General features: G+C 56.5%; 24 protein-coding genes and 1 other RNA gene. 9 read left to right on the forward strand and 16 right to left on the reverse strand.

Annotated features, from left to right (window positions below):
• Nucleotides 1-70: 70 nt before the first annotated feature.
• Nucleotides 71-457: a hypothetical protein gene (locus AC0L8N_RS16735; RefSeq protein WP_473669233.1), complete on the reverse strand. Its 387-nt coding sequence runs from the start codon at nucleotides 455-457 to the stop codon at nucleotides 71-73.
• A gap of 270 nt (nucleotides 458-727) precedes the next feature.
• Nucleotides 728-2,851: a carboxy terminal-processing peptidase gene (locus tag AC0L8N_RS16740; RefSeq protein ID WP_473669235.1), complete on the reverse strand. Its 2,124-nt coding sequence runs from the start codon at nucleotides 2,849-2,851 to the stop codon at nucleotides 728-730.
• A 143-nt stretch (nucleotides 2,852-2,994) separates the two neighbouring features.
• Between AC0L8N_RS16740 and AC0L8N_RS16745 the strand changes: the two genes are divergently transcribed.
• Nucleotides 2,995-3,279 carry a hypothetical protein gene (locus AC0L8N_RS16745; protein WP_473669237.1) on the forward strand — a complete coding sequence of 95 codons (285 nt, stop codon included), beginning with the start codon at nucleotides 2,995-2,997 and terminating at the stop codon, nucleotides 3,277-3,279.
• Between the two features lie 15 nt (nucleotides 3,280-3,294).
• Here the strand turns inward: AC0L8N_RS16745 and AC0L8N_RS16750 are convergent, their stop codons facing one another.
• The 6 genes from AC0L8N_RS16750 to AC0L8N_RS16775 all read right to left on the reverse strand — a co-directional run bounded on the left by AC0L8N_RS16750 (nucleotide 3,295) and on the right by AC0L8N_RS16775 (nucleotide 8,173).
• Complete coding sequence (locus AC0L8N_RS16750) at nucleotides 3,295-3,861, reverse strand: YkvA family protein (protein ID WP_473669239.1); 567 nt, start codon at nucleotides 3,859-3,861, stop codon at nucleotides 3,295-3,297.
• Between the two features lie 117 nt (nucleotides 3,862-3,978).
• The gene (locus AC0L8N_RS16755) at nucleotides 3,979-4,362 is read right to left on the reverse strand and encodes a hypothetical protein (RefSeq protein WP_473669241.1); all 384 of its coding nucleotides are present in this window, start codon (nucleotides 4,360-4,362) and stop codon (nucleotides 3,979-3,981) included.
• A gap of 175 nt (nucleotides 4,363-4,537) precedes the next feature.
• Nucleotides 4,538-4,834, reverse strand: coding sequence for a hypothetical protein (locus AC0L8N_RS16760; RefSeq protein ID WP_473669243.1), 297 nt, complete (start codon nucleotides 4,832-4,834; stop codon nucleotides 4,538-4,540).
• Between the two features lie 84 nt (nucleotides 4,835-4,918).
• Nucleotides 4,919-5,269: a hypothetical protein gene (locus AC0L8N_RS16765; RefSeq protein ID WP_473669245.1), complete on the reverse strand. Its 351-nt coding sequence runs from the start codon at nucleotides 5,267-5,269 to the stop codon at nucleotides 4,919-4,921.
• A gap of 70 nt (nucleotides 5,270-5,339) precedes the next feature.
• Entirely contained in the window at nucleotides 5,340-6,779 is a 1,440-nt protein-coding gene (locus AC0L8N_RS16770; RefSeq protein ID WP_473669247.1) for an AAA family ATPase, read from the reverse strand.
• 59 nt (nucleotides 6,780-6,838) lie between these two features.
• Nucleotides 6,839-8,173 (reverse strand): hypothetical protein, encoded by a 1,335-nt coding sequence (locus AC0L8N_RS16775; protein WP_473669249.1) that lies wholly within the window; start codon nucleotides 8,171-8,173, stop codon nucleotides 6,839-6,841.
• Between the two features lie 36 nt (nucleotides 8,174-8,209).
• On the opposite strand from AC0L8N_RS16775, the gene AC0L8N_RS16780 reads away from it, so the two are divergent.
• Complete coding sequence (locus AC0L8N_RS16780; protein WP_473670211.1) at nucleotides 8,210-8,737, forward strand: C40 family peptidase; 528 nt, start codon at nucleotides 8,210-8,212, stop codon at nucleotides 8,735-8,737.
• Nucleotides 8,738-8,752: 15 nt separating this feature from the next.
• Here the strand turns inward: AC0L8N_RS16780 and AC0L8N_RS16785 are convergent, their stop codons facing one another.
• The 4 genes from AC0L8N_RS16785 to typA form a co-directional block, all read right to left on the reverse strand.
• Entirely contained in the window at nucleotides 8,753-9,448 is a 696-nt protein-coding gene (locus tag AC0L8N_RS16785) for a hypothetical protein (protein WP_473669251.1), read from the reverse strand.
• Entirely contained in the window at nucleotides 9,435-10,127 is a 693-nt protein-coding gene (locus AC0L8N_RS16790; protein WP_473669253.1) for a hypothetical protein, read from the reverse strand. Before AC0L8N_RS16790 ends, AC0L8N_RS16785 begins: the two co-directional genes overlap by 14 nt.
• A 174-nt stretch (nucleotides 10,128-10,301) precedes the next feature.
• Nucleotides 10,302-11,300 carry a serine/threonine protein kinase gene (locus tag AC0L8N_RS16795; protein ID WP_473669255.1) on the reverse strand — a complete coding sequence of 333 codons (999 nt, stop codon included), beginning with the start codon at nucleotides 11,298-11,300 and terminating at the stop codon, nucleotides 10,302-10,304.
• Nucleotides 11,297-13,120, reverse strand: a complete 1,824-nt coding sequence (gene typA / locus AC0L8N_RS16800) for a translational GTPase TypA (RefSeq protein ID WP_473669257.1) — start codon at nucleotides 13,118-13,120, stop codon at nucleotides 11,297-11,299. Before typA ends, AC0L8N_RS16795 begins: the two co-directional genes overlap by 4 nt.
• A 128-nt stretch (nucleotides 13,121-13,248) precedes the next feature.
• Between typA and AC0L8N_RS16805 the strand changes: the two genes are divergently transcribed.
• The 3 genes from AC0L8N_RS16805 (at nucleotide 13,249) to AC0L8N_RS16815 (ending at nucleotide 17,273) form a co-directional block, all read left to right on the forward strand.
• Nucleotides 13,249-14,736 carry an HAD-IB family hydrolase gene (locus AC0L8N_RS16805; RefSeq protein WP_473669259.1) on the forward strand — a complete coding sequence of 496 codons (1,488 nt, stop codon included), beginning with the start codon at nucleotides 13,249-13,251 and terminating at the stop codon, nucleotides 14,734-14,736.
• A 111-nt stretch (nucleotides 14,737-14,847) separates the two neighbouring features.
• Nucleotides 14,848-16,575, forward strand: a complete 1,728-nt coding sequence (locus AC0L8N_RS16810; protein WP_473669261.1) for a hypothetical protein — start codon at nucleotides 14,848-14,850, stop codon at nucleotides 16,573-16,575.
• 299 nt (nucleotides 16,576-16,874) lie between these two features.
• Nucleotides 16,875-17,273, forward strand: coding sequence for an EF-Tu/IF-2/RF-3 family GTPase (locus AC0L8N_RS16815; RefSeq protein ID WP_473669263.1), 399 nt, complete (start codon nucleotides 16,875-16,877; stop codon nucleotides 17,271-17,273).
• Nucleotides 17,274-18,028: 755 nt separating this feature from the next.
• Here the strand turns inward: AC0L8N_RS16815 and AC0L8N_RS16820 are convergent.
• On the reverse strand, nucleotides 18,029-19,429 hold the full coding sequence (locus AC0L8N_RS16820; protein WP_473669265.1) for a tyrosine-type recombinase/integrase: 1,401 nt from the start codon (nucleotides 19,427-19,429) through the stop codon (nucleotides 18,029-18,031).
• A 313-nt stretch (nucleotides 19,430-19,742) separates the two neighbouring features.
• Nucleotides 19,743-20,103: a transfer-messenger RNA gene (ssrA, locus tag AC0L8N_RS16825) on the reverse strand.
• Between the two features lie 203 nt (nucleotides 20,104-20,306).
• On the opposite strand from ssrA, the gene AC0L8N_RS16830 reads away from it, so the two are divergent.
• Nucleotides 20,307-20,636, forward strand: a complete 330-nt coding sequence (locus AC0L8N_RS16830) for a winged helix-turn-helix transcriptional regulator (RefSeq protein WP_473669267.1) — start codon at nucleotides 20,307-20,309, stop codon at nucleotides 20,634-20,636.
• Between the two features lie 745 nt (nucleotides 20,637-21,381).
• Here AC0L8N_RS16830 and smpB read toward each other — a convergent pair.
• Nucleotides 21,382-21,855, reverse strand: coding sequence for an SsrA-binding protein SmpB (gene smpB, locus AC0L8N_RS16835; protein ID WP_473669269.1), 474 nt, complete (start codon nucleotides 21,853-21,855; stop codon nucleotides 21,382-21,384).
• Between the two features lie 137 nt (nucleotides 21,856-21,992).
• On the opposite strand from smpB, the gene AC0L8N_RS16840 reads away from it, so the two are divergent.
• Genes AC0L8N_RS16840 through AC0L8N_RS16850 form a run of 3 tightly spaced genes read left to right on the forward strand, consistent with a single transcriptional unit; the run spans nucleotide 21,993 to nucleotide 24,189 of the window.
• The gene (locus AC0L8N_RS16840) at nucleotides 21,993-23,390 is read left to right on the forward strand and encodes a sodium-dependent transporter (RefSeq protein WP_473669271.1); all 1,398 of its coding nucleotides are present in this window, start codon (nucleotides 21,993-21,995) and stop codon (nucleotides 23,388-23,390) included.
• 38 nt (nucleotides 23,391-23,428) lie between these two features.
• Nucleotides 23,429-23,872 (forward strand): type II toxin-antitoxin system RatA family toxin, encoded by a 444-nt coding sequence (locus AC0L8N_RS16845; RefSeq protein WP_473669273.1) that lies wholly within the window; start codon nucleotides 23,429-23,431, stop codon nucleotides 23,870-23,872.
• On the forward strand, nucleotides 23,869-24,189 hold the full coding sequence (locus AC0L8N_RS16850) for an RnfH family protein (protein WP_473669275.1): 321 nt from the start codon (nucleotides 23,869-23,871) through the stop codon (nucleotides 24,187-24,189). Before AC0L8N_RS16845 ends, AC0L8N_RS16850 begins: the two co-directional genes overlap by 4 nt.
• 27 nt (nucleotides 24,190-24,216) lie before the next feature.
• On the opposite strand, the gene AC0L8N_RS16855 is transcribed toward AC0L8N_RS16850, so the two are convergent.
• Nucleotides 24,217-24,543: an outer membrane protein assembly factor BamE gene (locus AC0L8N_RS16855; protein WP_473669277.1), complete on the reverse strand. Its 327-nt coding sequence runs from the start codon at nucleotides 24,541-24,543 to the stop codon at nucleotides 24,217-24,219.
• Nucleotides 24,544-24,592 lie beyond the last annotated feature (49 nt).

Consider the following 24,592-nt stretch of genomic DNA (forward strand, 5'->3'; position numbering starts at 1 on the left):
CGACTACTCGATGCGAAAAAAAAGCGCGCTGGGCCGGTCGGCTCAGCGCGCTTTTTGGTATTCGAGTGTCTTAGATGTCGGTGCGATACATTTGCCGCTGGAAGCGAGGTACGTATTGATTGTTGCTTGAATCAGTGCTGCGATCAGCGTCTAGCGTGTTGTTTGCCGCAGGCGCAACCGGAGCACTAACCAGGGGCGGGCTGGAAGCCGCAGGCAGCTTCTTCTCAACCGGCATGGGCTCTTTATCGGCAACGGTTGCGTCGTCAGTCAGGTTTGCATCAAAGACCTTGCGCATGATCGTTGCGACCCGAGGCGTTAGCAACAAAATCGGTGCCACGGCGTCCGCGTGATCAAGGTCGCTCTCCAGTGATGCCGACAGTTGATCGCTGCCATCAACCGATACGTGATCAACGGTCTCGAGCGGCAAAACGTTCGCGGGTACTTCGAGGCTGCGCAATTCGCTTGCAAGTTGATCGCAATCAAAAAAACTGTCGGTTGCTGCGAGCGCCGACTGGCCAAACAGCACACTCGCGAACAGCGCAATGGCCGTCAGGCGGGTGCGGTGACCGGGTTCCAGACAAGGGCTGCGCGATTACTACTCTTTGCGGCTGCATTTCGACCTCCGGTCGGGGCTATACCCCGTTAGGTGTTATAGCCGAGTATAACAGCGGGCAATAGCCGCGCAAGCCCGGGCGGGGCCTGCGCGGGTCAGGCGAATGGCCACGTGCTATTGCACCGGTTCCGGCTGAATGCCCGCTGTCTGGGGCAAGTGGGCTTTGACCTCCCGCATCTGCGCCAGGTCTGAGACGATTTCCGCCGCCTCGTTGCGCTGTACGTCGGGCCCTTCCAGTTTTTCAAGTTCTTCAACGGTTTCAATCGCTTCCAAACCCAATGCTGCACGGCGCTGATTCTCACGTTCCAGCCCGCGCTGCCGATCATCTTCGCGGTCGGCGAGTCGATTGTTGATGTTCAATGAGACGGTTTTTCGGGCTCGCGCTTTCTCCACTTCTTTGATTGCGGCTGTCAGATACTGGTAATCCGGGTCGATCTTGCTGCGGTCCAGGTGGTTTGCCGTCAATGACGAAATTGTGGCATTCAGGGGCTCTCCGGCGCGGAAACGGGTCGTACGTATCGTGTCCCAGGGGAGGGCGGTGTCGCGCACGCTTTCACCAACCTGACTCGCATCGATCGGCGAGGGCAGCAATATGTCCGGGTTTACGCCGCGGTGTTGCGTGCTTTCGCCGGTGACCCGGTAGTACTTACCGATGGTCAGCGTCAGTTGTCCCAGGCCCTCTTCATCCTGTCGACGGACGTATTGATCCAGCGAGTACAGGTTTTGCACGGTGCCTTTACCAAAGGTCTGCTGGCCGATGATCACGCCACGGGCATAGTCCTGAATTGCCGCTGCAAAAATTTCCGATGCGGAGGCACTGTAGCGATTGACCAGTACCGCGAGCGGGCCGTTGTAGGCTACCCGGGCGACCGGGTCCGGGTCATCGAGACGGCTGATACGGCCGTTCGAGTTGCGGAGCTGGACGACGGGCCCGTTGTCGATAAACAAGCCAGATAGTGCGGTTGCTTCGGTTAAATGACCGCCGCCGTTGTTGCGAAGGTCGATGACCAGGCCGTCGATTCCCTGTTCTTCCAATTCACCGATCAGGCGTTTTACGTCCTTGGTGGTGCTCGTGTAGTCCTTGTCGCCGTTGCTCAAAGCCCGGTAGTCACGATAGAAACTGGGAACCTCAATGACACCGATAGACCATTCCCGACCATCACGAGGCACGGTAATGATTTCACTCTTGGCGGCTTGTTCTTCGAGCTTCACCTGATCGCGGGTCAGGTTGAGTACGGTCTCCGGGCTGCCAGGTAAGGCGCCGGCGGGAAGTATTTGCAGTCGGACCTGAGTATTCTCAGGTCCTCTGATCAATTGCACGACATCGTCCAGGCGCCAGCCGATGACATCAACCAGTTCACCATCCGGACCTTCGCCGACCGCGGTAATTCTGTCTTTCGGTTGCAGAGAACCGTCGATGGAGGCAGGGCCGCCCGGGATAATGTTGATGACCATGACGTAGTCATCGTCCACTTGCAGCGATGCACCAATGCCGAAATACGACAGGCTCATCTGGATCCGGTATTCCTCGGAATTACGAGGCGACAGGTAGCTCGAATGCGGATCCAGCGTGTGCGCGAATGCATTCATGAAGGTTTCGAACACGTCGTCGTTCTTCACCTGGTCCATGCGTTTGAGGAAACGAGAATAGCGTTTGTTCAGCGTTTCCTGAATTTCTGTCCACTCTTTGTCCGCCATCGCGAGGCTCAATGTGTCGTTCTTGACCCGCTTGCGCCAAATTTCGTCCAGTTCGGCTTCGGTCTTGGCCCACGGTGAGTCTTCGCGATCAAACTCGTATTCTTCATCAACGGTGTAATCGGGTTCGCTTTCGAGCAACTGCAATGCGTAGGTCAGCCGCTGACGAGCACGTGTGCGGTACACGTCGAACATTTCGAATACCGGTGTCAGAGGATCTGCCCGCACCATGTCGTCGAGTTTATAACGGTACTTCTCGAACGCCGCGACATCACTTTCAAGCAGGTAGAGGCGGTTACTGTCCAGTGACTCGACGTAGCGATCGAGAACCTGTGACGACAGTTCGTCATCCACGGCCGCCTGCCGGTAGTGTGATTTCTGGACAAACTCCGTTACCAACTGGCCGATTTTTTCATGACGGGGCAGTGGCGCGAGTTCACTATTGGTTTCTGTTGCTGGCGGTGAGGCCGCTGCAGACAATAAAAATAAACTCAGAATGGCCGCGGCTATCCGAAGCGGCGCGCCGGTCACATATTGCGTCAAGTCTTTCTCCAAACAAGGCCACCGAAGGTGTTGTGTTGAGCGTAGTTGAGCTAGGCTAGATGTCCCTAGCGCCCCGATCAAGGGTGTATTTGGCAATTTCATCGGAATCTATTTAGCTGCCCGCGAGGGCGGAACTCACAGTTATGCGTCCACTTACCGTAATTACCGGCATTATTTTCGGCTCATGCGCGTCAGTTGCAATCAGTTTGATGGCGGTATTGCTCATATTTCTGATCCTTGGCGACGATTACCCGAGACTCCAGTACGAATTTCGCGGGCTGGTATCCAGTTTGCTGATATTTGTAGCTATGACCGCGATAACTGCGTGGAGTTTCTATTCCATGATAACTAACAACAAAGCCCGGCATTTTGCGCAGGCAGCAATGTGGTCGGGTCTGTCTGTAGTGGTTTTTTACTATTGGCCCTAGGCCTCGGATGCCCGCTTACAGGAGCTTGAGAGGACGCGGACGGCCGGGCTCGTTGTTTTTTTTCCGACGCCGACGCATTCGGGACTGAAGTTCCTTGCGGCGCTCCTCCAGCCACTGATCGCGTGTCACGTCGGTTGTCTTGGCTTTGATGCTGGTGCGCGGTGCCATACGTTCGCGGTAATCGCAGAAATCGCGGTAGGCATCCATTTCATGGCGTAATTCCCGAACCACCAGTTCGATCATGATGGCATCGTCAAGGAATCCCAGTCCTGGCACGTGGTCCGGAATCAGGTCCTCGGGGTCGCGAAAGTAGGCCAGAGCATTGAGGACCCGCGCGACTTCCGTGGCTGGCAAGCGCCATTCATGGTCTTCGAGCATCTGGATCATGATTGCCAGTCGTTCAAGGCGTTCACTGATGAACTGGGGTACACGCACTGCCTTCACCTCGCTCAGGAGCTGCTTGGCGCTGGCGACGATGTCTTCGGGGCTAAGATTGGCGGCGGACTTGCTCGCCTCTTTCATGATAAGACGAAAGTGCTGCAGGTCGCTCTCTTCGAGCTCGAAAGTAACGCGCAGGCTCATGCGGGTAGCTCCGGGTGCGGGGCGAGCAGACTAACTGCCAGTGGCGGAAGCCGTCAACGCAGCTTGCTGCCTTTTTTCCTGAGCCGTTGGTGACCGTACGGCCGGCCGCGGTGATATCTACTTGCGGAAGCGTGAGTTCCAGGACTGAGACCGATCAAACCGCCCTGTATTGTAGGGGTCGATACCGTCGTCCTCTTTGATCTCCAGTGCATCCGGGTCGATAATTTTGAGATTGTCGTGCGTGCCCGAGTCTTCACGAATGTACTTGTTTCGAACCAGCACGTTTTTTCCTGGCCCGGCATCTTCAATTCGCCCGCCAATCTCGGTTTCGAAACGCAGATCCTTTTTAGGCGCGGGCTTTTTCGCTTCAACGGTTTTCGGGTTTATTCCTGCGCGCTCGGCAAGAGGGCGAACCCGAACGGCCGTCTCTCGGAAATCCGGTTCAGATGGGTGGCGAAACTTGGCGATCAGTTCGCGAATCCTTGATAGTAGTCTGTGCATAGTCGTGTTGGACGGTGTTGGGTCAGCGCTGTTCAATATTTTCTGCACGGACATTCGTGCCATCGGGAATCATGCAATAGTGTTTACATAATTGCCATGAAACTCAGTCTAAATGCTTGTTTGAAAAGTAGAAAATGTGAATCGCGTCACATTTGATTGCGACCTGCCTGTGCTCCTAGCGAGCCGTCGGAAGCGCTCGTGAGCGAAAAGCCTTGATGGTTATGCGCAGTGTTTGCAGCACCAGGTAAGGAGACAAGACCAGAAATATCACCGCCCACTGGCCCTGCATCAGGCCTGTCAGCAAGTTCTTGTGAAAATCGTTGTATTCCCCGCCACCGTAAACGCCGAATACCGTGTGACCCACCGCATAGACCGCGATAGGCAGAATGGTGATTCCGATAAACAACAGAACGCCGAACAGAATGACTTCTTTTCGCCAACGCGGGGCGGCGCTCTTGCTCGTTGTGGACATGACAGGTCGCTCGATGGGGCTTGGAAGCGCCAATCCTATCGGCCCAATCCGGTGGGTCAAGCGATTGCCGTGATTGGCAGAGTTTTATTGCAGCGTTTCGCCCGTTTCAGCGGCATCAGGAGAGTCCGGATTTTGCTGCTTTCGGCGCCGTAAAACCACCAGAGAAAAGTGCAGGCACGCGGCCGAGAACAACAGGTAGTGAGGCAATACCCAGAACCAGTCACTGATGTACAAGGTCGCGAATAGTGCGGCGAAGCCGGAGCTCAAGTAGAAGTAGGGAAGCGCGTCATAGACGAGCCGCGGCAACCAGATTTTTCGAGTCGCGAAGTTGCCTGCCTTGGTTACAAATATGCGGGTACTCGAGAGGTCCTGCACTTCATTCGCGGTATTGGTCAGCATTTCGAAAGAATCGGCGGCGGTGAACAGTGTTGCCAACCTTAGCGAAATGTGCCTAGCAGTTCCGTGATTGTTCTCACAGATAACAAACCGGCTCATCCGCGCCTTGTTAGTTACACGGGACCGTACGCCCATCGGCCCATTGGCGCAGGGCCTGGAGCTTTTCCTGCATTACTACCGACAGTGGCCGCGTTGCCTCGACTTCGGTGAGCAGCAGGGACGTCGTGATCGGCGAATTCTGGGCATGCGCCGCGTACAGCGCGGAAACGACCACTTGCTCCAACTCAGCGCCCGAAAAGCCGTCAGTCGCTGCGGCCACCGTTCGCAGGTCGATGCCATCGCCGGGTTGCTCGCGTTTGCTGAGGTGTATGGCAAGAATGGTTTGCCGGACATCGACGTCAGGAAGGTCGACGAAAAATATTTCGTCAAATCGACCCTTGCGGACCAGTTCGGGCGGCAGAGCGCTGATGTCGTTCGCCGTGGCGACAACAAATACCCGACTTTGTTTGTCGGCAAGCCAGGCCAGAAAGCTGCCGAGCACGCGTTGCGTGGTACCCGTTTCACCACCGGTGCCTGCCAGGCCTTTTTCAATTTCGTCGATCCATAAGACACAAGGCGCCATAACATCGGCAGTCTGCAATGACTCGCGAAGATTGCGTTCCGTTTCGCCATGGTACTTGTTGTAGAGCGCAGCAAAGTCCAGTCGCAACAAAGGAATACCCAGAATGCCGGCGGTTGCGCGTGCGGCAAGACTCTTGCCGCAACCCTGCACCCCGATCAGCAACACACCTTTAGGCGTATCAAGGTGCACGGCCTGGGTGGCGGTTGAGAAGGCGGGTTTGCGTTGCGTCAGCCATGTCTTGAGTTTGTCGAGTCCGCCTATTTCAGCAAATTGCCGGGTGTCGTACTCAAACTGCAGAGTGCCGCCACGATTGAGCAATTCGTATTTGGCTTGCATGACTCCGGGCAAGTCACTGTGGGTAATGGCACCGTCTACAAAAATGGCATTGCGGGCCAGCTGTTCGGTGTCACCTTCAGTCAGACCGGCGAGGTTCTGGATCAGCAATTCGTAAGCACGGGAGTCGGTCTTGACGGATTGCCCGGGGTGTTGATCGACATACTCACGAGCGACACGCCGGACAATGGCTTGTCGCTCGTTCTGATTTGGCAAAGCCATTTCGAAACGTGCAGCGTAGGCCTCCAGTTCACTGGGAAGGCTGATCTCATGACTTAGCAAAATCAATTGCCGTGCATGTGTCGAGAAGGTGATGCAAATATCTTTGAGCAAACGGATATTGACCGGGTCTTTCAGGTACGGGTGAAAGTCAAGCAAGACGTAGATGCCAGCTTTCGTTACCGCGCGAATGTGTCGCAGAGCTTCTGTCGGTTCCGCGTTGTGGAGCTGCGGTTCAAGAGAAATGTCGAGGCGTTGCAGGCCGTCGGTGACGGTCCAGCGGAACAGCGGGAGGTATTCGTTTGAGGCACCTTTAAGCGTAATCTCCTTGAGCATCGCAAGGACCCGGGATTCATCGCGAGTCTCGATGGTCACTAGTGGCGTGCGTGATCGCAGCACCAGCTCTAGGTCGTTTTGCTGATTCTGGCGGGGCACTACAGCTTGCACCCTGGCAGATTGCGGGTCGATAACGCTTTGGGCATTGAGCCATTGATTTCGCTGGCGAGGCTGCGCAAGTCGGCGACGCTCACCTTGCTGTTGGCGGCCACCAGGTTACGGAGCAGGTCGTCGAGCGGATCTCCACCGCTGCGGCGCAGCTCTTTGTGCAGTGCCGCGATGACGCCGACTGCACGCGCAGTAGTCGCGCCGGTGGATTGTGTCGTGCACAGAGTTTCTGCACTTTCTCCCCATTCGGCCAGATTCTTAAGTGCCGCCTCAAAGCGCTTCTTCGAGATGCTGCGACTGCGCCGCAACAGGTCCAGCGAGTAATATTCTGCAAAGCCTTCGACGATCCAGTCCGCGCCCGGCTCCGCGCTGAAGCCGGTTCCCAGATGCAGAATCTCGTGCAGCAACGTGCTGGTCGCATTTTCGCTGATCAGCGGCAAGTCAGCATGCAGAAAGAGCGATTGCGGACCGGACAGTCCGCCACGCCACATGTCTTCGCCGGCACTGATGATGGTCAGGCGCGATGGGAAGTCGGGGAGTACGCCTTTCAGGTGAGGCAGCGTCCAGTGCAGCAGGGCGAGCACGTCAAGGCGACGTACAGCGTGTCCGGCAGGCCCACCGATCAATACGCGGACGTCGGCGATGGTTTCGATTCTTACGCCGATCTTGCCGAGCAATATCCAGCCCGTCGGGCGGTCGAACCGACGTTCCGGATTTTTCACGGGGTAACGGCCTGCACGTTCCGCATACTGCGTCAGTGATGACCAGTCGTCCGGCAGGTCGAATTGCAGATAGGTTCGACTCTGCGCGCCCGTCAATGCGCGGGTGCGTGCCGGCGGTATGATGTCGGAGGCGCGGAAGACGGCCCAGTCCTCATCCAGCCACGCGTCGTACGTTGCATTGTCGCGCTGGTGTTTGATTTTAACGGTCCAGCGCAAAGTGCCACCGTCACGTGGTGGAGACCAACGCAATTCTTTGTTGGTTACCGCGAGTTCGCCGTCGCCACTTATTTCGCTGAAACTGTTGCCAGGCAAATCCATGGTCAACTGACGGAGCATGCCTCGTGTCTGACTCACGGCCATCTCGATCTCAGCACTGTTTGAATCCGGCAGCGGTCGGACAGTGTAGACGACGTCGTATATGCGCTCGCCGTCCGTGTCAGCAGCAAATGCCCCGAACGCGCAACCGCAGATCAGGAAAAGCGCTAAGGTCACACCACGCCGTCGTGCCGCAGGGCGACGCTGGCCGTTGTGAGCGGGAACGTTGTCTCTCGTCGGGGTGTCTTGTCCTGTTTCGCCATTCATGCCGGATTCAGTCTGCTCCATGTATGCTTGTCCATTAGTGAGGCCGAAGTGTTTCATATGATCTTGCAGCCAGCCAGTCTTGCCCGGTTAATCGTCGTAATCGTCTGCAGTGCGGGCCTGTTTGGTTGCGCGGGACACACTCCATACCCCCGAACTGCCAATTCGCCACCACCCAGCCCGCCGACGGTCGCAAGCGATTCTGGCGAGGTCGTGCCGGAACGCTCGTTAGGTGAAAGGGCGGCCGTCGTCGCGGTACGTCAGATTGGCGTACCGTACCGTTACGGTGGTGCTGGTCGCGATGGTTTTGACTGCAGCGGCTTGATCCAATACGCCTACAAGCATGCTGGGGTGACGGTTCCGCGCACGACCAGTAGTCAATGGCGAGGCCTGCAAGCGGTCAGTCCCGATGACATGCAAATAGGCGATGTTCTGTTTTTTCGAATTCGCGGCAGAATGTCCCACGTAGGAATGTATCTCGGTGATGGCAGGTTCGTACATGCGCCGTCAAGTGGGCGGGAGGTTACGGTTGCAGCACTTGATACGCCGTTCTATCGGCGTGCTTTTATTCGGGCCGGTCGGCCCTGAGATTGACGGTCAAAGTCAGGCGTCTTCGTCGACGATGAACAACTTAAGTTGATCGGACAGGCCTTTGCAGGCCTTGGCTTGAGTCCGCGCAAAGAGTGGTATGGGTACGACCACGGCCGGCAAGAACGAGGTGCCGCTGAAATCGGCGCTGACGGTGCCAGCGTCCTCGAGACCCGACAAGTCCCACACTGACGCTTCGTAGTTGGCGTCATTCTGCCACCACGCAAACCCAAAACACCCGCCGCCGCCCGGACCGGCTGCGCACGAAAGACTGCCGCCACCGGCTACCCGGTCGGTCTCGCCATCGAGCCAGACAACGTAGCGCACGCCTTTCTTGGCAATGGCCTGCTTCACACCGGGGCGCGACATAAGGCTGGGCAGGCCTTTGGTATCGGCAGGCGCTGTGCGCGGTTCAAACCACGGAAACAGTGCGTCGACAAATTCCTGATTGGGCACTACGCGCAGGCCGCTTGAACCCCGCCCGATGGCGTCGCCAACGCAGGAGATAAATTTACTCTCCGTCTCATTGCCGAGGTGATAGCTCTTGGCCATGATGACGATACCTTCGCCTGCATTGATGCCGGTGCCACCTTGTCGGGAATCTTCGACCCGCGAAGTTACGCACGCGCTCAGAGGCAGCAACAACAAGCCGAGCAGGAAACGCTGCCATGTACCGTCCAGACGGCTATTGCTGTAATCAACCGGACTCATCGGTAATGACCTCCGTTGCGGTGGTTTGTTGCGCGGCAGGCGTCAGGGTCTGTTCCGCCGGTGCCGGGCTGGCTGCAGGTGCCGCTTTCTTGCCAAGCTGGCTGATGCCGGTTGCTTTGTCCATTTGCAGAATGACCAACGCGGCGGCGTCGCGCATGGCCAGGACCGCGGCACGTTGCAGTGCATTGTCACCGCCAAAGGTGGACGACTCGCTCTTGCCGTAGGCGCTGATTGGCCAGTTGGCAATTTGCGTTCCGGCATCATCGAAAATCTTGATTCGGTAACGAATCCACACGGCAAATGCGTCAGTCTGACTTTGTTCAGGTACCGAAAACTCAAAGGCATCGATGCCGGGCTCGATCAAAGCGTCAATGCCGAGAGCGGCGGTATCGGTATCGGCGTCTATGACCTGCAGGTTGTCGAACATCGCACCGAACAGCTTGGTGAACAGCAGCTTGTTCGACTTGCCAAGATCGATCGTCCAGGTCTCTTTACCGATAACCCGTTCTTCGTGGACGAAGTGTTCGAAAGACTCGGGGTAGCGCACGGCCACACTGATGGGCATGCGAGCGACAAGTGGATCAGGAATTCTTGGGTCGACCATCGCAACTTGCGAGCCGCACCCTTGCAGAGCGATCAGCGTCAGCAAAAAAATACCTGGATAGAGCCGTACTGACATCAAGTCCCCGATATTGCGGAGAGAGCTTTACACCGCTGGTTATTCATTCATTTGAGCCATTTGGTCAGTCTTAGTTCCGCTTCGTAGCGCCTGACTTTGACGATTCCGACTTTAGACCGGGTCCCATGGATTCGCAACAGGGCGATGTGGCAGGCAGGTGAGCAGGGCTCTTGGTCAGGCGTACCACGCCAATGGCGGCTCTTGAATCAATGCGGTTTGCTCGCGCAGGCTCAGAATGTGCTCGTCCCAATAACGGCGGGAATTGAACCACGGAAACGCCTGTTTGAAGGCCGGGTCTTCCCAGCGGCGCGCCAGCCAGGCGGCGTAATGCATCATCCGCAGGCTGCGCAGAGCTTCGATGAGGTGGAGTTCACGGGCGTCAAACGGGCGAAATTCCTGATAGCCGTCAAGCAGTATGCTGAGCTGAGGGGTTTGTTCTTCTCGGTCGCCGGACAGGAACATCCATAAGTCCTGAACCGCGGGGCCGGTGCGGGCGTCGTCGAGGTCAACAATATGCACCCGGTCTTCCTGCACCAGGACGTTGCCCGGGTGAAAATCGGCGTGTAGACGGAATTCGCGGACGGTACCAGCACGCTCGAAAGCGGCTTCAATATTGTCGAACAAGTGATCCGCTATGCCGATGTACACCTCTTCCAGTTCCTCAGGTATGAACTGGTTGTCCAGCAGGTAATCGTGCGAATCGATACCGTAGCTCTCGATATCCACGTGCGGCCGGTGTTGAAAATTGGACCGTTCGCCCTGCAGGTGTATGCGAGCCACGAGTCGACCGATCTGACGCAGCAACTCGTCGTTGTCGAGATCCGGTGAGCGCCCGCCATGACAGGGTGATACCGAAACCCGAAACGGCCCGTGATGGTGCAGCGTTGCGTCATTGATGCGCAGCGGCGCGACCACCGGGATATCCGCGGCCGCGAGTTCGGCAGCGAATTGGTGTTCTTCTTCGATCGCCTCGTCAGTCCAGCGGGCCGGCCGGTAGAACTTTGCAACGACCGGCGGACCGCCTTCTATACCTACCTGATAAACCCGGTTCTCATAACTGTTGAGTGCCAGCATGCGGCCATTGCAATTAAAACCGAGACTCTCCAATGTATCGAGTATGTCGTCGGGTTGCAGTGCCTGATAAGCGAGTGCGCTGTCGTCGCTTTCGGTCATGCTCGCAGTCGTGAATCCCGCTTGCGTTCGTTCTCACTCAATAATTTCTTGCGCAGCCGGATGTTGTTCGGAGTGACTTCGAGCAGTTCGTCGTCGTCGATAAATTCCAGCGCCTGTTCCAGTGAAAAGCGGATCGGTGTCGATAGGACGATATTTTCATCGTTGCCGGCCGCACGAATGTTGTTCAGCTGCTTGGCCTTGGTCGGGTTAACGACGAGGTCGTTCTGCCGACTGTGAATGCCAATAACCCGTCCTTCATAGACCGGCTCACCGTGGCCTATGAACAGTTTGCCGCGTTCCTGCAGGTTGTACAGGGCGTAGGCCAGCGCCTTGCCCGTTACCATGGAGATAAGCACGCCGTTATTGCGCTGACCGAGGGACTCTGCGATATGACGATCGTATTTTTCGAACACGTGGTAGATGAGGCCGGTACCGGACGTTGCCGTAAGGTACTCAGTCCGGAAGCCGATCAGACCGCGGGTCGGGATGCGGTAGTCGAGACGCATGCGACCTTTGCCGTCCGACTGCATGTTCAGCAGTTCACCTTTGCGCTCGGCAATGCGTGACATGACGCCGCCCTGATAGGCTTCTTCAAAATCGACGGTCAGTTGTTCCCACGGTTCCTGCTTCACGCCATCAACTTCGTGAATAATCACTTCAGGGCGCGATACCGCGAGTTCGAAACCTTCGCGACGCATTGTTTCTATCAATACCGACAAATGCAGTTCGCCGCGGCCGGAGACGCGGAATTTGTCGGGGTCGTCGGTATCGTCAACGCGCAGCGCAACGTTGTGTTTCAGCTCCTGTTGCAGTCGTTCCCGGATCTGGCGGCTGGTGAGAAACTTGCCGTCCTGACCGACAAACGGTGATTTGTTCACCTGGAAGGTCATGCTAATGGTGGGTTCGTCGACTGCCAGTGGAGGCAACGCTTCCGGATGATCGCGTGGACATAACGTGTCTGAAATATTCAGGTCATCAATGCCGCTGAATACGACGATGTCGCCAGCATTCGCGGTTTCGATCTTGCGCCGTTCCAGACCGTGGAAACCGTACAGTTCGAGCACGCGTGCATTGCGTGTTCGGCCATCGGCGCCCACGACGCTGACAGCGGTATTGGTGGCGATTGCGCCGCGCTGGACACGCCCGATGCCGAGTACGCCGACGTAGGAATCGTAGGCAAGACTGGAAACCTGCAACTGCAGCGGGCCGTCAATGATCACCGGCGGTGACGGCACCTTGTCGACGATTTCCTGGAACAGCGGCTGCATGTCACCGCTGCGGGCGGTGGAATCATGGCTAGCGTAGCCTTCCAGTGCCGACGCGTAGAGCACCGGGAAATCCAGTTGTTCGTCAGTGGCGCCCAGTCGGTCAAAGAGATCGAAGGTTTGATCCAGCACCCAGTCCGGGCGCGCGCCGTCGCGATCAATTTTGTTAATGACAACGACTGGCACGAGGCCGCGAGCAAACGCTTTCTGGGTAACGAAACGGGTCTGTGGCATCGGGCCGTCAACCGCGTCCACGAGCAGCAGTACGCTGTCGACCATCGACAGGACGCGCTCAACTTCGCCGCCGAAGTCGGCGTGCCCGGGGGTGTCGACGATGTTGATGTTGTAATCGTGCCAACGAATGGCCGTGTTCTTGGCCAGAATGGTGATGCCTCGCTCACGCTCCAGATCGTTGGAGTCCATCATGCGATCGGGCATAGCCGCCCGTTCATTGAGCGTTCCGGACTGTTTTAGCAGTTGGTCTACCAGGGTGGTTTTGCCGTGGTCGACGTGCGCGATAATGGCGATGTTGCGGAGCTTGGAAAGATCGGACATGAGAATAAGTGCTGTGGCGAAGTGGCCGCGGATTATAGAGAGCGGCAAGGCCAATTGATATGTCAGTTGACAATCAAGCCGTAAAAGACCGGATCTGCGGTAAGCTGCGGGCATTCAGGAGGTAGCCAGTGGCAGCGAATTCGTCGGTCAGGGCCGTATATGGCCAGATTACGCGCGAGGCGGAGCGCTCGGCCAAGGGCCCGGGCAGTATTGCGTTCTTCGACTTTGACGGCACTTTGATCTTCGGGTTCTCCATTGCCTCGGTCTTCCGCGAACGCCTCGTTTCCGGAAAATTGACGCCTCGGGACGCTATTGCGCAGTTTTTCGGCATGGTGACGCACGGCATTAATGGCAGCGACTATGCGCAGCTGCTGCGCGATGCGGGCAGGACGCTCGCCGGTGTCAGCGAGCAGGAGTTCATCGATCTCGGCGAAACCGTATTCCGCAAGTACCTTGCGGGCTCTGTCTACCCGGAATCGCGGGCGCTGTTGCGCGCCCATCAGGCGCGCGGGCATACCGTGGCGGTGCTGTCGTCGGCAACCCCTTATCAGATCGAGCCAACAGCTCGTGAGCTGGGCATGAGTCATGTGCTCTGCAACCACTTTGAAGTGGAAGACGGTGTATTCACAGGCGAAATTCGCGAGCCGGTCGTGTTCGCCCAGGGCAAGCTGGATGCGGCGCGAGTGTTTGCCGCTGAACGCGGCGTCGATCTGGCTGATTGCTGGTTTTACAGCGACGGCCTTGAGGATTTGCCGTTGCTGGAAGCGGTCGGCAGGCCGCGGCCTTTGAACCCGGATACGACCTTGCGCGAGATCGCAAAGCGGCGTGACTGGCCGATACGCGATTTCAGCAGCCGTGGTCTGCCAGGCTTGAAGGAAGTGGTGCGGACCGGCCTCGCGTACGGCGCGTTCTTCTCAGCTGCGCTGCAAATCGTGCCAACCTGGATATTGAACCAGTCTCGTCGCGATGCGGTAAATCTCGCGGTAACGACCTGGGGCGAGTTCGGCAGTGCACTTGCCGGTGTCGACATTCGCGTGCGTGGGGAGAATTACGTTTGGGAGCAGCGGCCCGCCGTGTTCCTGTTCAATCATCAGAGCGCCATCGACGTACTGATTATTGCCAAGTTGTTACGCCGTGATTTCACGGCGATTGCTAAACAGGAAATCGCGTTGAACCCGCTGGTTGGCCCGGTATTCAGAGTGGCGGATACGGTGTTCGTTGACCGACGCAATCACGAGAAAGCAATTGAAGCGTTGCGCCCCGTGGTCGAGTCATTGCGCTCCGGCTTGTCGCTGGCAATTGCGCCTGAAGGCACCCGTAGCAACAGTGATCGGCTGGGGCCGTTCAAGAAAGGGCCGTTTCATATCGCCATGCAGGCGAACGTACCGATCGTTCCAATCGTCATTCATAACGCCAGTGATGTGTTGCCAAAAGGCAGTCTGTTCATTCGTCCGGCACGGGTACAGGTGGACGTCTTGCCGCCGGTCTCGACGGATAACTGGCGTCCGGAAACGGTTGACAAGCACGTCGCTGAGATTCGACAGCAATACCTTGAGGTACTCGGGCAGGCGGAAGAAACGACGCCTGTGCTGAAGCAGGTCAAACAATCTCGGTGAAATGAGACCTGATACGCGCCGGGTCAGGGTATTGCCAGTATCCTTCCGTGTTGCCAGCAAGCTGATGCCGGTAGCCGACATTCACGCACCACGAATATGGAATGACAAACCATGCAAGCAAGTACCTTCCTCCGAAATTTATGCGCTGTTCTGTTGCTGGCGCTCGTAGCGGCCTGCAGCAAGGGAGCGGATGCGGTTCAGGCCGCCGACTCGCCGATACTCCAGTACGTGGCGGCCGATACCCCGTATCTGTTTGGCATTCTGCAACCGCTGCCGGATGATCTTTCTGACAAACTTGAGCCGCGAATTGAGAAACTACTGCAGGGTTACCAGAGTTTGCTGCGTGCGGCTGTTATAGCGGACGTTGAGGACCCCGAAATTGTCAATATGACGACGACAGAGAATCGCGAACGAGTCATCGCATTGTTCGACAAGATGACAGGTTTGTTTTCGGTGTCGGGAATGCGGGAAGCAGGCATCGGTCGCGAATCAACGATGGCAATGTACGGTGTGGGTCTGGTACCTGTGTTGCGAATCAGCCTGACGGACGGTGACGCCTTCGAACGCGTGTTTGCCGATATTGAAGCGGACGCCGACTCTGCGATGGCAACCGCCGAAATTGACGGTAAAGAATATCGCTACGCGGGCGACAACGACGCTACGTTTATTCTGGCCAGATTTGACGAGCAACTCGTATTGACCGTGCTGCCTACCGAAGCGAGTGACGAGTTACTGCGCACTGTGCTCGGTCTGACACTGCCGACGAAGTCTATCGCCGACTCCGGCAAGTTGGATCAAATCAGCGATGACTATGGATTTACCGCGCACGGTGTTGGCTTCATAGATTTCAGGGGTATTGCGACTACGTTCCTCAATGAGCCAACAGGCGTAAACGCAGAGCTGTTCGAATTGGCCGACTATGACAGTGACTCTTTGAGTGCGGTGTGCAAATCGGAGCTGTCATCTTTGGCTGATATCGCGCCACGGCTGCTAACGGGCTACACCGAAATCAATGCCGACGTTATCGCATCTAACACGGTGCTGGAACTGCGCGCCGATATCGCCAACGGATTAAAGGCACTGACGGCACCCGTGCCGGGACTCGGTGCAGATCATGGCGGTTTGTTCTCAATCGGCATGAGCATCGACCTGCTGGCATTCCGTTCATTCCTGGAAGCACGCCTGGATGCCATGGATGACGATCCGTTCGACTGCGAATTGCTTGCGGATTTGCAGGCCAGCGTTGCTCAGGGGCGGATGGCACTGGAACAGCCCTTGCCGCCAGTCGCGTACAGCCTGAAAGGCTTTCTCGCCGTCGTTGATGACGTGCAAGGTGGGAACCTAGCTGCCCAAGTACCTCCAACCTCGATCGACATGCGATTCCTTTTGGCGACGGACAACGCGGCGGGCCTCGTGGCGATGGGCAGCATGTTCAGTCCTGAACTCGCCGGCCTGAACCTGCAGGCTGATGGCAAACCGGTTCGTTTCGATTCACCGTTATTGCAAGCTCCCGTTGAAGAAGCGTGGCTGGCGATGAACGGCAGCGGCCTGGCACTGGCAGTAGGCGAGGGCGGTGACAGGCGCTTGTCAGCGATGCTCGCCGCAAAAGCGACGGAGCCGGCGCCCTTCTACGCCATGCACATGGATGCCGAGCGCTACTACGCATTTATTGCGCAAGCGAGCGACATTCAGCAAAGCGAGGACACGACGCCGGAAGTCACTCAGGCAACTCGCGACATCATGCTGAGCATGAGTGGGTTGTTTGATCGCATATCTCTGTTTGTGAATCTCACCGAACGAGGCGTGGAAATCCCCAGCGTGGTTACGCTGGCTGACTAGCCGGGTTGGAGGGTCGGTATTTCTATACCGGCACACATTGTCACTACGGTTGAAACTGGCTTGCCAACGTTAACTTCGCCCAGAGGAAAATCGCTTAAGCGCTGACTTCGATGTGGGATGAAAAGGATTTCCGGCGGTGACTTTGCGAACAGCTGAGTGACGACCGAGGCTGTGTGCTGCAAGTCGCTGGTACGCAGATCAGGTAGCTTAAGAGTTGCACCATATTGGTTGGCAGAAATTTCGAATTGCTGCCCTATGACCGAAATTTTCATCACAACAGGTTAAGACAGGAGTGTGCAATGCGAAACGTAGTTCTGCTATCCGTCATATTCTCGCTGTACGGCTGCTCGTCGGAAGAGCCTTCCACGGTGTCACAGCCTTCAGCTGATGTGGCGACAATGGCCCCAGCAGCGGCAACCGGTAACGAAGAATTTCACATGAGCATTGCGGATGTATTTAACATTACGAACAGTGGCACTGTGGTTACCGGCAAAATTGCATCGGGAATGGTGTCCAAAGGGGATTCAATCTGTATCGACTCTGCCAAGGTCGGTAAGACGGATATTCAAGTTACTGGAATAGAGCAGTTCCGCAAATTGCTGGAGTCAGCCGGTGCTGGTGAGAATGTTGGCCTGCTGGTGACCGGCATCGCCAAAGACGATATTAGTGTTGGCGACACGTTGAGCGACGATTGCTAGGTGCTAACAGTCGCATGCCCAATATGACGTGAAGTGTCGTGCAAATTTTGTAGATTCGCTCGGCTGTAGTACCTGCCCGGCAAATGGCCGTCGCATCCTCAAATGCGTCGATATATGGCGTCGTCGTTGTTAGGTGTTTGCGACCAGCCTGAAAGCAATCGAGTAGTCAGCGGATCGACATCGCCGGTTCGCATGAGGTCAAATTTCCCCTGTCCTGAGCCAGCGTGACCATTCCTGTCGGCGCCTGGCCTTCTAGCATTGCAACGTTGTAGTGGCCTGCAGCCTTTGCAGCCTCAAATGCAATCACCAGTTCATCATCTCGCGAATCCGGCGCTGCGGTGACAGCCAGCGGTGCCGCCCAGCGCATACCATTGAATGTTCATACACTCGCATGGCCGGACTTAATCGCGCCAAGGCGCTGAATCTGTACGTCAAAAGCCTCTGATTAATTTCGGTAGAGCAAATTTCTACAAGAAATAAAATAATTGCCTTTAAAAACAAGATCTTTATGAATTTCTGTCCAAAAATGCCCCGACATTGGCCCCTAAAGTTGCCCCAAATTGTGCCCCGTTAGGATATGTAATTGTCGACCTTCGTTATTGTTTATATAGCTTTAAAAACAGAAAGTTACTGTCTAACTTAAGCAACCTTTTTACTTTTTGTTCAGTAGCTTCGGAAGGTCGCCGGTTGAATCCTGCTTTCTAACGACGTTAGCGACAAAGCGGGAGGTAACCCCGACCGGGTTGGAGGGGGGACTAGAAAAGTTCGAAATTCACGGGCGCGGTCAAATCCTTAGCCTTGTTTTTGGGTTTCTTTGCAGATTTCGGCTCGTCGTTGCCCGCCTTAATGCGATCGAGATAATCAGCCCAGGCCTGCATCATCTTTTTTCGTTCCCGGAGGTGGGTGGACTTGTTGGTGAGCGGATTGACTTCGCTGTCCACCGTATTACCCAGCTGCTGCTCTATAAGTTCCGGTCGGAAGCTCAGGACTTCGCCAAGAATCGTTCGAGCCATTGCCCGGAACCCGTGGCCGGTCATCGTGTCTTTCGAGATACCCATGCTTCTGAGGGCGGCGAGTATGGCGTTGTCGCTCATCGGGCGCGTTTTGCTGCGTCCGCCCGGAAAGACGTAATCGCTGTTGCTGGTAATCGTCTGCAGATTCGCGAGTATCGGGATCGCCTGTCGGGACAACGGGACGACGTGCTCAATTCCTGATTTGGCGACCGTGAAGCGCCATTCTGCGGCTTTAAGGTCGATTTCTTTCCAGCGGGCTTTGCGCAGTTCACCGGGTCGAACAAACACCAGCGGCGCGAGCTTCAGGGCACTGCTGACCACCGGCGTTCCCTGATAGGCGTCGATGGCTCGTAGCAGCTCGGCGATCTGATCCGGTTTAGTCACTGTGGGGAAGTGCTTGGCTTTGACCTGGGGCAGGGCACCGCGGAGGTCCGCTGAAATGTCCCGTGCGGCCCGTCCTGTAGCCAGAGCGTAACGCATGATCTGACCGCACAGGCTCAATGTTCGGTGCGCCGATTCGAGCGCTCCTCGTTGTTCTACCCTTCGGACAGTGCTCAATAATTCCTGCGGTGTTAACTGGCTGATTTCTCCAATGCCGATCCACGGGAAGACATCGCGTTGCAGGCCACTGATAACTCGTACCGCATGCGCCTGCGACCATTTGGGCTCGTGCTTGGCAAACCACTCGCGGGCCACGGCCTCGAAGCTGGAAGCACCCATTGTCTGCCGTAAGGCCTTTTGTGCCTTCCGGGCGGCACTTGGATCGATGCCGTTGCCGAGCTGCTGTTTGGCAGCGTCACGGCGCGTACGGGCCTCTATCAGGCTCACTCGCGGGTAAACCCCCAGAGAGATTCGCTTCTCTTTCCCGCCATAGCGGTACTTGAGTCGCCACCATTTGCCACCTGATGGCGCTACTTCCAGATACAGCCCTCCGCCGTCGAACAGGCGTTGCGCCTTGCTGGCAGGCTTTGCATTAATGATGGTGGTATCGGTCAGGCGCATTTGGGGGCAACTTTCGGATAGCTGGTTTTCCGTGGCCGCGCATGTTGCCCCCAGATGGCTCTGAATGTCAAAAGGACAGTAGGGGGCAACTCTATGCGACAGAGACAGGGAGGCCTCTGTTGGAATGGCATGCAGCGTCACGGTGGATTCCGACAAGCCCGTGTGTAGCGCAGAAACTGGGAATCGAATCAGAACCAATCAGGAATTGGTTTTAGCCGCTGCTGCAGTGCGTATGTGCCTGAGGCCGTTCAGGTAGTCCGTACTTACGCGACCAATAAAATGAGCCCCAAAAGGGGCCCAGATTTTGTTGGTGGAGGCGGCGGGAATCGAACCACCACCTCGCAAGATTTTATGAGCGCCACACCTGTCAGCGGCATACTGTGCCCAAACCCACGCGGGTGGTTGGCGCGGGCACCGCGAACAAAATGGGCCCCAAAAGGGGCCCAGATTTTGTTGGTGGAGGCGGCGGGAATCGAACCCGCGTCCGCAAGCCCTCCGCTATGAGGTCTACATGCTTATCCCTTCTTTAATCTCACCGAGAGCTACCCGAAGGGCAGGGAAGACTCACGGCCTGCTCAGATTGGATTTAACGGTTTGCGTGCTGAGCACACCCTCCCCGCGGTCCTATGTGGGTGACCCCTGGACCCCGAACGCACAGGCACATCCGGTCAGAGGGCATTCAACTGGTTTTTAAGCAGCTAATGCGTAGTTGTCGTCGTTGGCAACTATAAGTGTTACAGCTGGATTTACGAGGTTATCTGTTCCTCGGCATGCACCCAGAGTTTCGCGACCCACGTCGAAGCCATGTCGCCCCCGGTGTCTATCAACGCCGGCCACCTGCCGACGCTGCCCACAGTGTAGGGGCGTTTCGGCAAATTACAATCACTTACCAGCTGAATCGAATACGAGCAGCAACAGGCCGCGCTGACTTGTATTGTTCAAACCCTCAGCTACGCTATTGATATCATAGCAAAAACCAAAGGCGCTACTGTTTGTATAGCAAGTAGCGGGAGGCCGCATGAATAAAAGCCCTGGACGATGGCGACGTCAACCCACGCCGACAACGTTTGTCGCTCTGAGCGACTTGCTGGGGCGGCGTTGGGCCTTGCGCGTAATCTGGGAGTTGCGTGCCGGAGCGCTGACGTTTCGGGCGCTGCAGGCTGCCAGTGGACGGATTTCCCCCAGTGTATTGCAGGCGCGCGTGCACGATCTCTCCAGCCTGGGCGTCATTGAGAAAATTCCCCGGGTCGGCTATCGCTTGAGTGCAAGCGGCGAGCAGTTGTTCTTAATCCTCGAGTCACTGTGCGACTGGGCAGAGGGCTCTGTAGTTGCCCCCAAACAGATGTGATAAAAGACGTTAATTATTATCGATAAGTAATTGGTTATTATATAAGAAATAAGTGATATCGACTTGTTCGTCACACCATCCTTGGCCCCGCCTGAAAGCGAGGGTCAACCAGTTGTTTCTGCACCTGTACGCATTGAGTAATTGGAGCTGAAGGGGCTGTAGTTGCCCCCAAGCGAACCCAGCCAATGTCTTTTCAGGGCCGATCCTGTTCGGTGTTTTGTCGAAGCCGAAGATGAGCTAGCGGTCGTTGCCCATTTGGCTTCCGCTGGCCTGCGTGCGGTGAGCCGCTGTCGCCGCACCTGGAGATACGGTGCGACCTGGCATAAGGCTTTGAAGTTGCCCCCAAGCGAACGCAGCGAATAACTTTAGCTAAAGCGCATAACTTCTTGTTTGGATGCCTGTCAGTGGTGGATCAAGTTTGATTCTTGATTCGAGCTTGGCATTGCTTGGGTACGAGCGAAGTACTGCAGTTTTGGTATCGTGCGCTGCGGTTCAAACGGACAGGGAGTGCTGGAGTTGCCCCCAAGACCAGGGTGGTAACGAGGGTGATCTGAAGGTTGTCCTCTGGTTCGAAGGTCGCTCGGTGGAGATTTCAGGTGGTCGGTTTCAGGATTGGCCGATGCTCGCCAGTGAGTAGTGAGCGGCTGCTGCTGCGCCTGGAACCTGGGTCAGATGCCTCTAAGTTGCCCCCAGCAAAACTTAATTTAAAACATCATAAATAGAGCATAGGTCATTGTTTTAACAGTTATGGACGAAGAATTCTCGCCTTCTGGCGTTCCCAGTCCCGTGCCTTGTCCGTCGCCCGTTTGTCATGTTGCTTCTTGCCCTTTGCCAGGCCGATGTCCACCTTCGCTTTGCCTTTCGACCAGTGCAGGTTCAGCGCCACCAGTGTGTAGCCCTTGCGTTCGACGGCACCTACCATCCGGTCCAGTTCGTTCTTGTTCAGCAGTAACTTCCGGGTGCGCGTCGGATCTGCGGTGATGTGCGTAGAGGCGCTCAGGAGCGGCGATATGTTGGCGCCGATCAGCCAGCCTTCACCATTCTTCAGGTGGACGTAGGTTTCGGTAATCTGCGCGCGACCGGCCCGCAGGCTCTTGACCTCCCAGCCTTGCAGGACAAGGCCGGCTTCATACGTGTCTTCGATGAAATAGTCGTGCCGAGCTTTGCGATTTTCCGCAATGCGCGAGTCCGTTTTCCCAGCTTTTTTCGATTTGCTCATTGCGGTGTCTTGCGACCATTTGCCCAAGGCGACCGGCGATTATACGGGAGCAAGCCGCACTCCACACGGTTGAGCGTTGTTGTCAGGGCTCCTGATTTGATCCAGAATCCGGGCCATCGCGGGAGACGAGAATAATAATGCTCACACCGGAAGCTGGCGACGGCGGGAAACGCAAATCACTACACGGCCATTGGTCCTCACGAATGGCATTCATACTGGCGGTGACCGGGTCCGCGGTTGGCCTCGGCAACATCTGGAAGTTTCCGTACATCGCCGGTCAGAATGGCGGCGGCGCTTTCGTCCTCGTTTACCTCTTGTGCGTATTCCTGATTGGCATGCCGGTCATGATGTCGGAAATCCTCATCGGCCGTCGCGGCCGACGCAACCCGGTCGCCACCATGGCGTTGCTTGGCAAGGAAGAAGGCAGTTCCAGTCAATGGAAATGGGTTGGTGGTATGGGCGTTCTCGCCGGCGTACTGATTCTTTCCTATTACAGCGTCATAGGCGGCTGGACGCTGGCTTACGTCTTCAAGAGCATTAGCGGTACCTTCACCGGTGCCAATGCCGCTGACATCAGCGCCGAGTTTTCCTCGTTCACCAGCAGTTGGTGGAAGGTGGCGTTGTGCCACACATTCTTTATGGGGCTCACGGTCTTCGTCGTAGCGCGGGGCGTGGAGCGCGGTCTCGAGAAAGCCGTTCGCTTTATGGTGCCGGCACTGTTGTTGCTGATGTTCACCTTACTTGGCTACTCGATAAATTCCGGGCACTTTGGCAGCGGTGTGTCGTTCATGTTCTCGGCTGATTTCGATGCGCTGACCTGGGACAGCGTACTTGCTGCGATGGGGCAGGCGTTTTTCACCCTGAGTATCGGCATGGGCGCGATTATGGCTTACGGCGCCTACCTGCCTGAGGAAACATCCATTACTGGTGCGTCGACGGCGGTCGTCATCGCTGACACCGGCATCGCAATACTCGCTGGTCTTGTCATTTTCCCATTAGTGTTCGCGAACGGTCTGGATCCGGCAGACGGCCCAGGTCTGGTATTCGTTACGCTGCCCCTCGCGTTCGGGCACATGACGGGCGGCACAATCTTCGCAACCATCTTTTTCGTCTTGCTGACATTCGCCGCCTGGACATCTGCTCTGGGCCTGGTTGAGCCAGCTGTCGCCTGGTGTGTCGAACACTTCAAGCGCACTCGTTCGCAAGCCGCGGTGATAGTGGGTGGCGTGATATGGGTATTGGGCTTCGCTACCGTATTCTCCTTTAACGCCATATCTGACGTGACCTTCTTTAGAGGTACGTTGTTCGACAACATCGACTACCTGACCAGCAACGTGATGTTGCCGCTCAGTGGCCTCCTGATAACCATCTTCGCCGCGTGGGTCATGTGCCGGAACTCGACCTCGGAAGAACTCGGCGGGGCTGGGACCGGATACCGCGTATGGCGTTTCCTGGCGCGGTTTGTGGCGCCGGTCGCGATCCTGTTCGTGTTCCTTAAGGCCATCGGCGTGTTGCCTGAATTCTCAGGTGGCTAGACCGTTTCCAGCAGGCACGGTCGGAAGTATGTTTGCTCATGCGTAGCGCTCACCGCAGTGCGCTGGTCCCCTTCAGTGCCCGGCAAATGTACGAACTTGTGGATGACATTGAGGCGTATCCAGAGTTCTTGCCGTGGTGCAGCGACGCCCGCGTTTTGAAGCGTGAAGGCAATACGGTTGAAGCAACTCTGGAACTTAACAAGTCAGGCATTCGCAAATCATTCACTACCCGCAATACCGGTCACGCCTACGATGCGATAGAGCTGAGGCTGGTGGGCGGCCCGTTTCGCCATCTTGAAGGTGGCTGGCGATTCACGGACCTGAACGGACAGGGGTCCAAGGTTGTGCTCGATATCGACTTTGAGTTTGAGTCGGCGTTTGTCGATGTCATCTTTGGATCGTTTTTTGAGGATACCTGCAATTCGCTGGTTGATGCATTTACACAGAGAGCTGGCTCGGTCTACGCAGGCGGTGGAACGTGAGTGATGTCGGCACTGGTCTGCAGGTTGAGGTCGTATTCGCGACCCCGGCTCAACAGGTCATAAAAGCAGTGAACGTACCCGTGGGAAGTTGTGTTGACGATGCGATCGAACAGTCGGGGATTCGGGCGTTGTTTCCCGATGTCGACCTTGACGTCCTGGCAACCGGCGTTTGGGGGCAGCCAGCCGAACGCAGCCAGATACTGCGCAGCGGTGATCGGGTTGAGGTTTACCGTGCGCTACTGATGGACCCCCGCGAAGCACGGCGCCAGCTTGCCGAGCATGGCGGCGCGATGGGCCAGAAATCGTCGGCTCAGTAGAGTAGGCCGTCCCGGCCAACGTTGCGCTCAGATGTTGGGGCTTAGTCCGCGGTCTTTTTCGATGCGCGTAACCGCTTCGTCTTCAAAGTAGATTGATACCCAACGCTTGAAGCTCGCTTTCTCGCGGCCCACACGCAGGTAGTAGACGTAGTCCCAGCGATCCTTGTGGAAAGGGTCGTTCACCATTGGCGTGCCGAGCAAAAAGCGAACCTGGCTGCGGGTCATACCCACTTCAACCTGTTCAAGGTCATCCTCTTTCAACAGGTTGCCTTGTGACAGCGGCGCTTGGTAGACGCAGGCGCTGGTCAGTGACAGTAGCAGAAAGGCGAACAGTGTCAGGGCTAATCGTTGCATGGGTTCTCGAATCAAATTGGCCGGGGATTACCCAGACTCCGTCTGCACA

The organism is Woeseia sp. D3-10 (assembly GCF_055809415.1).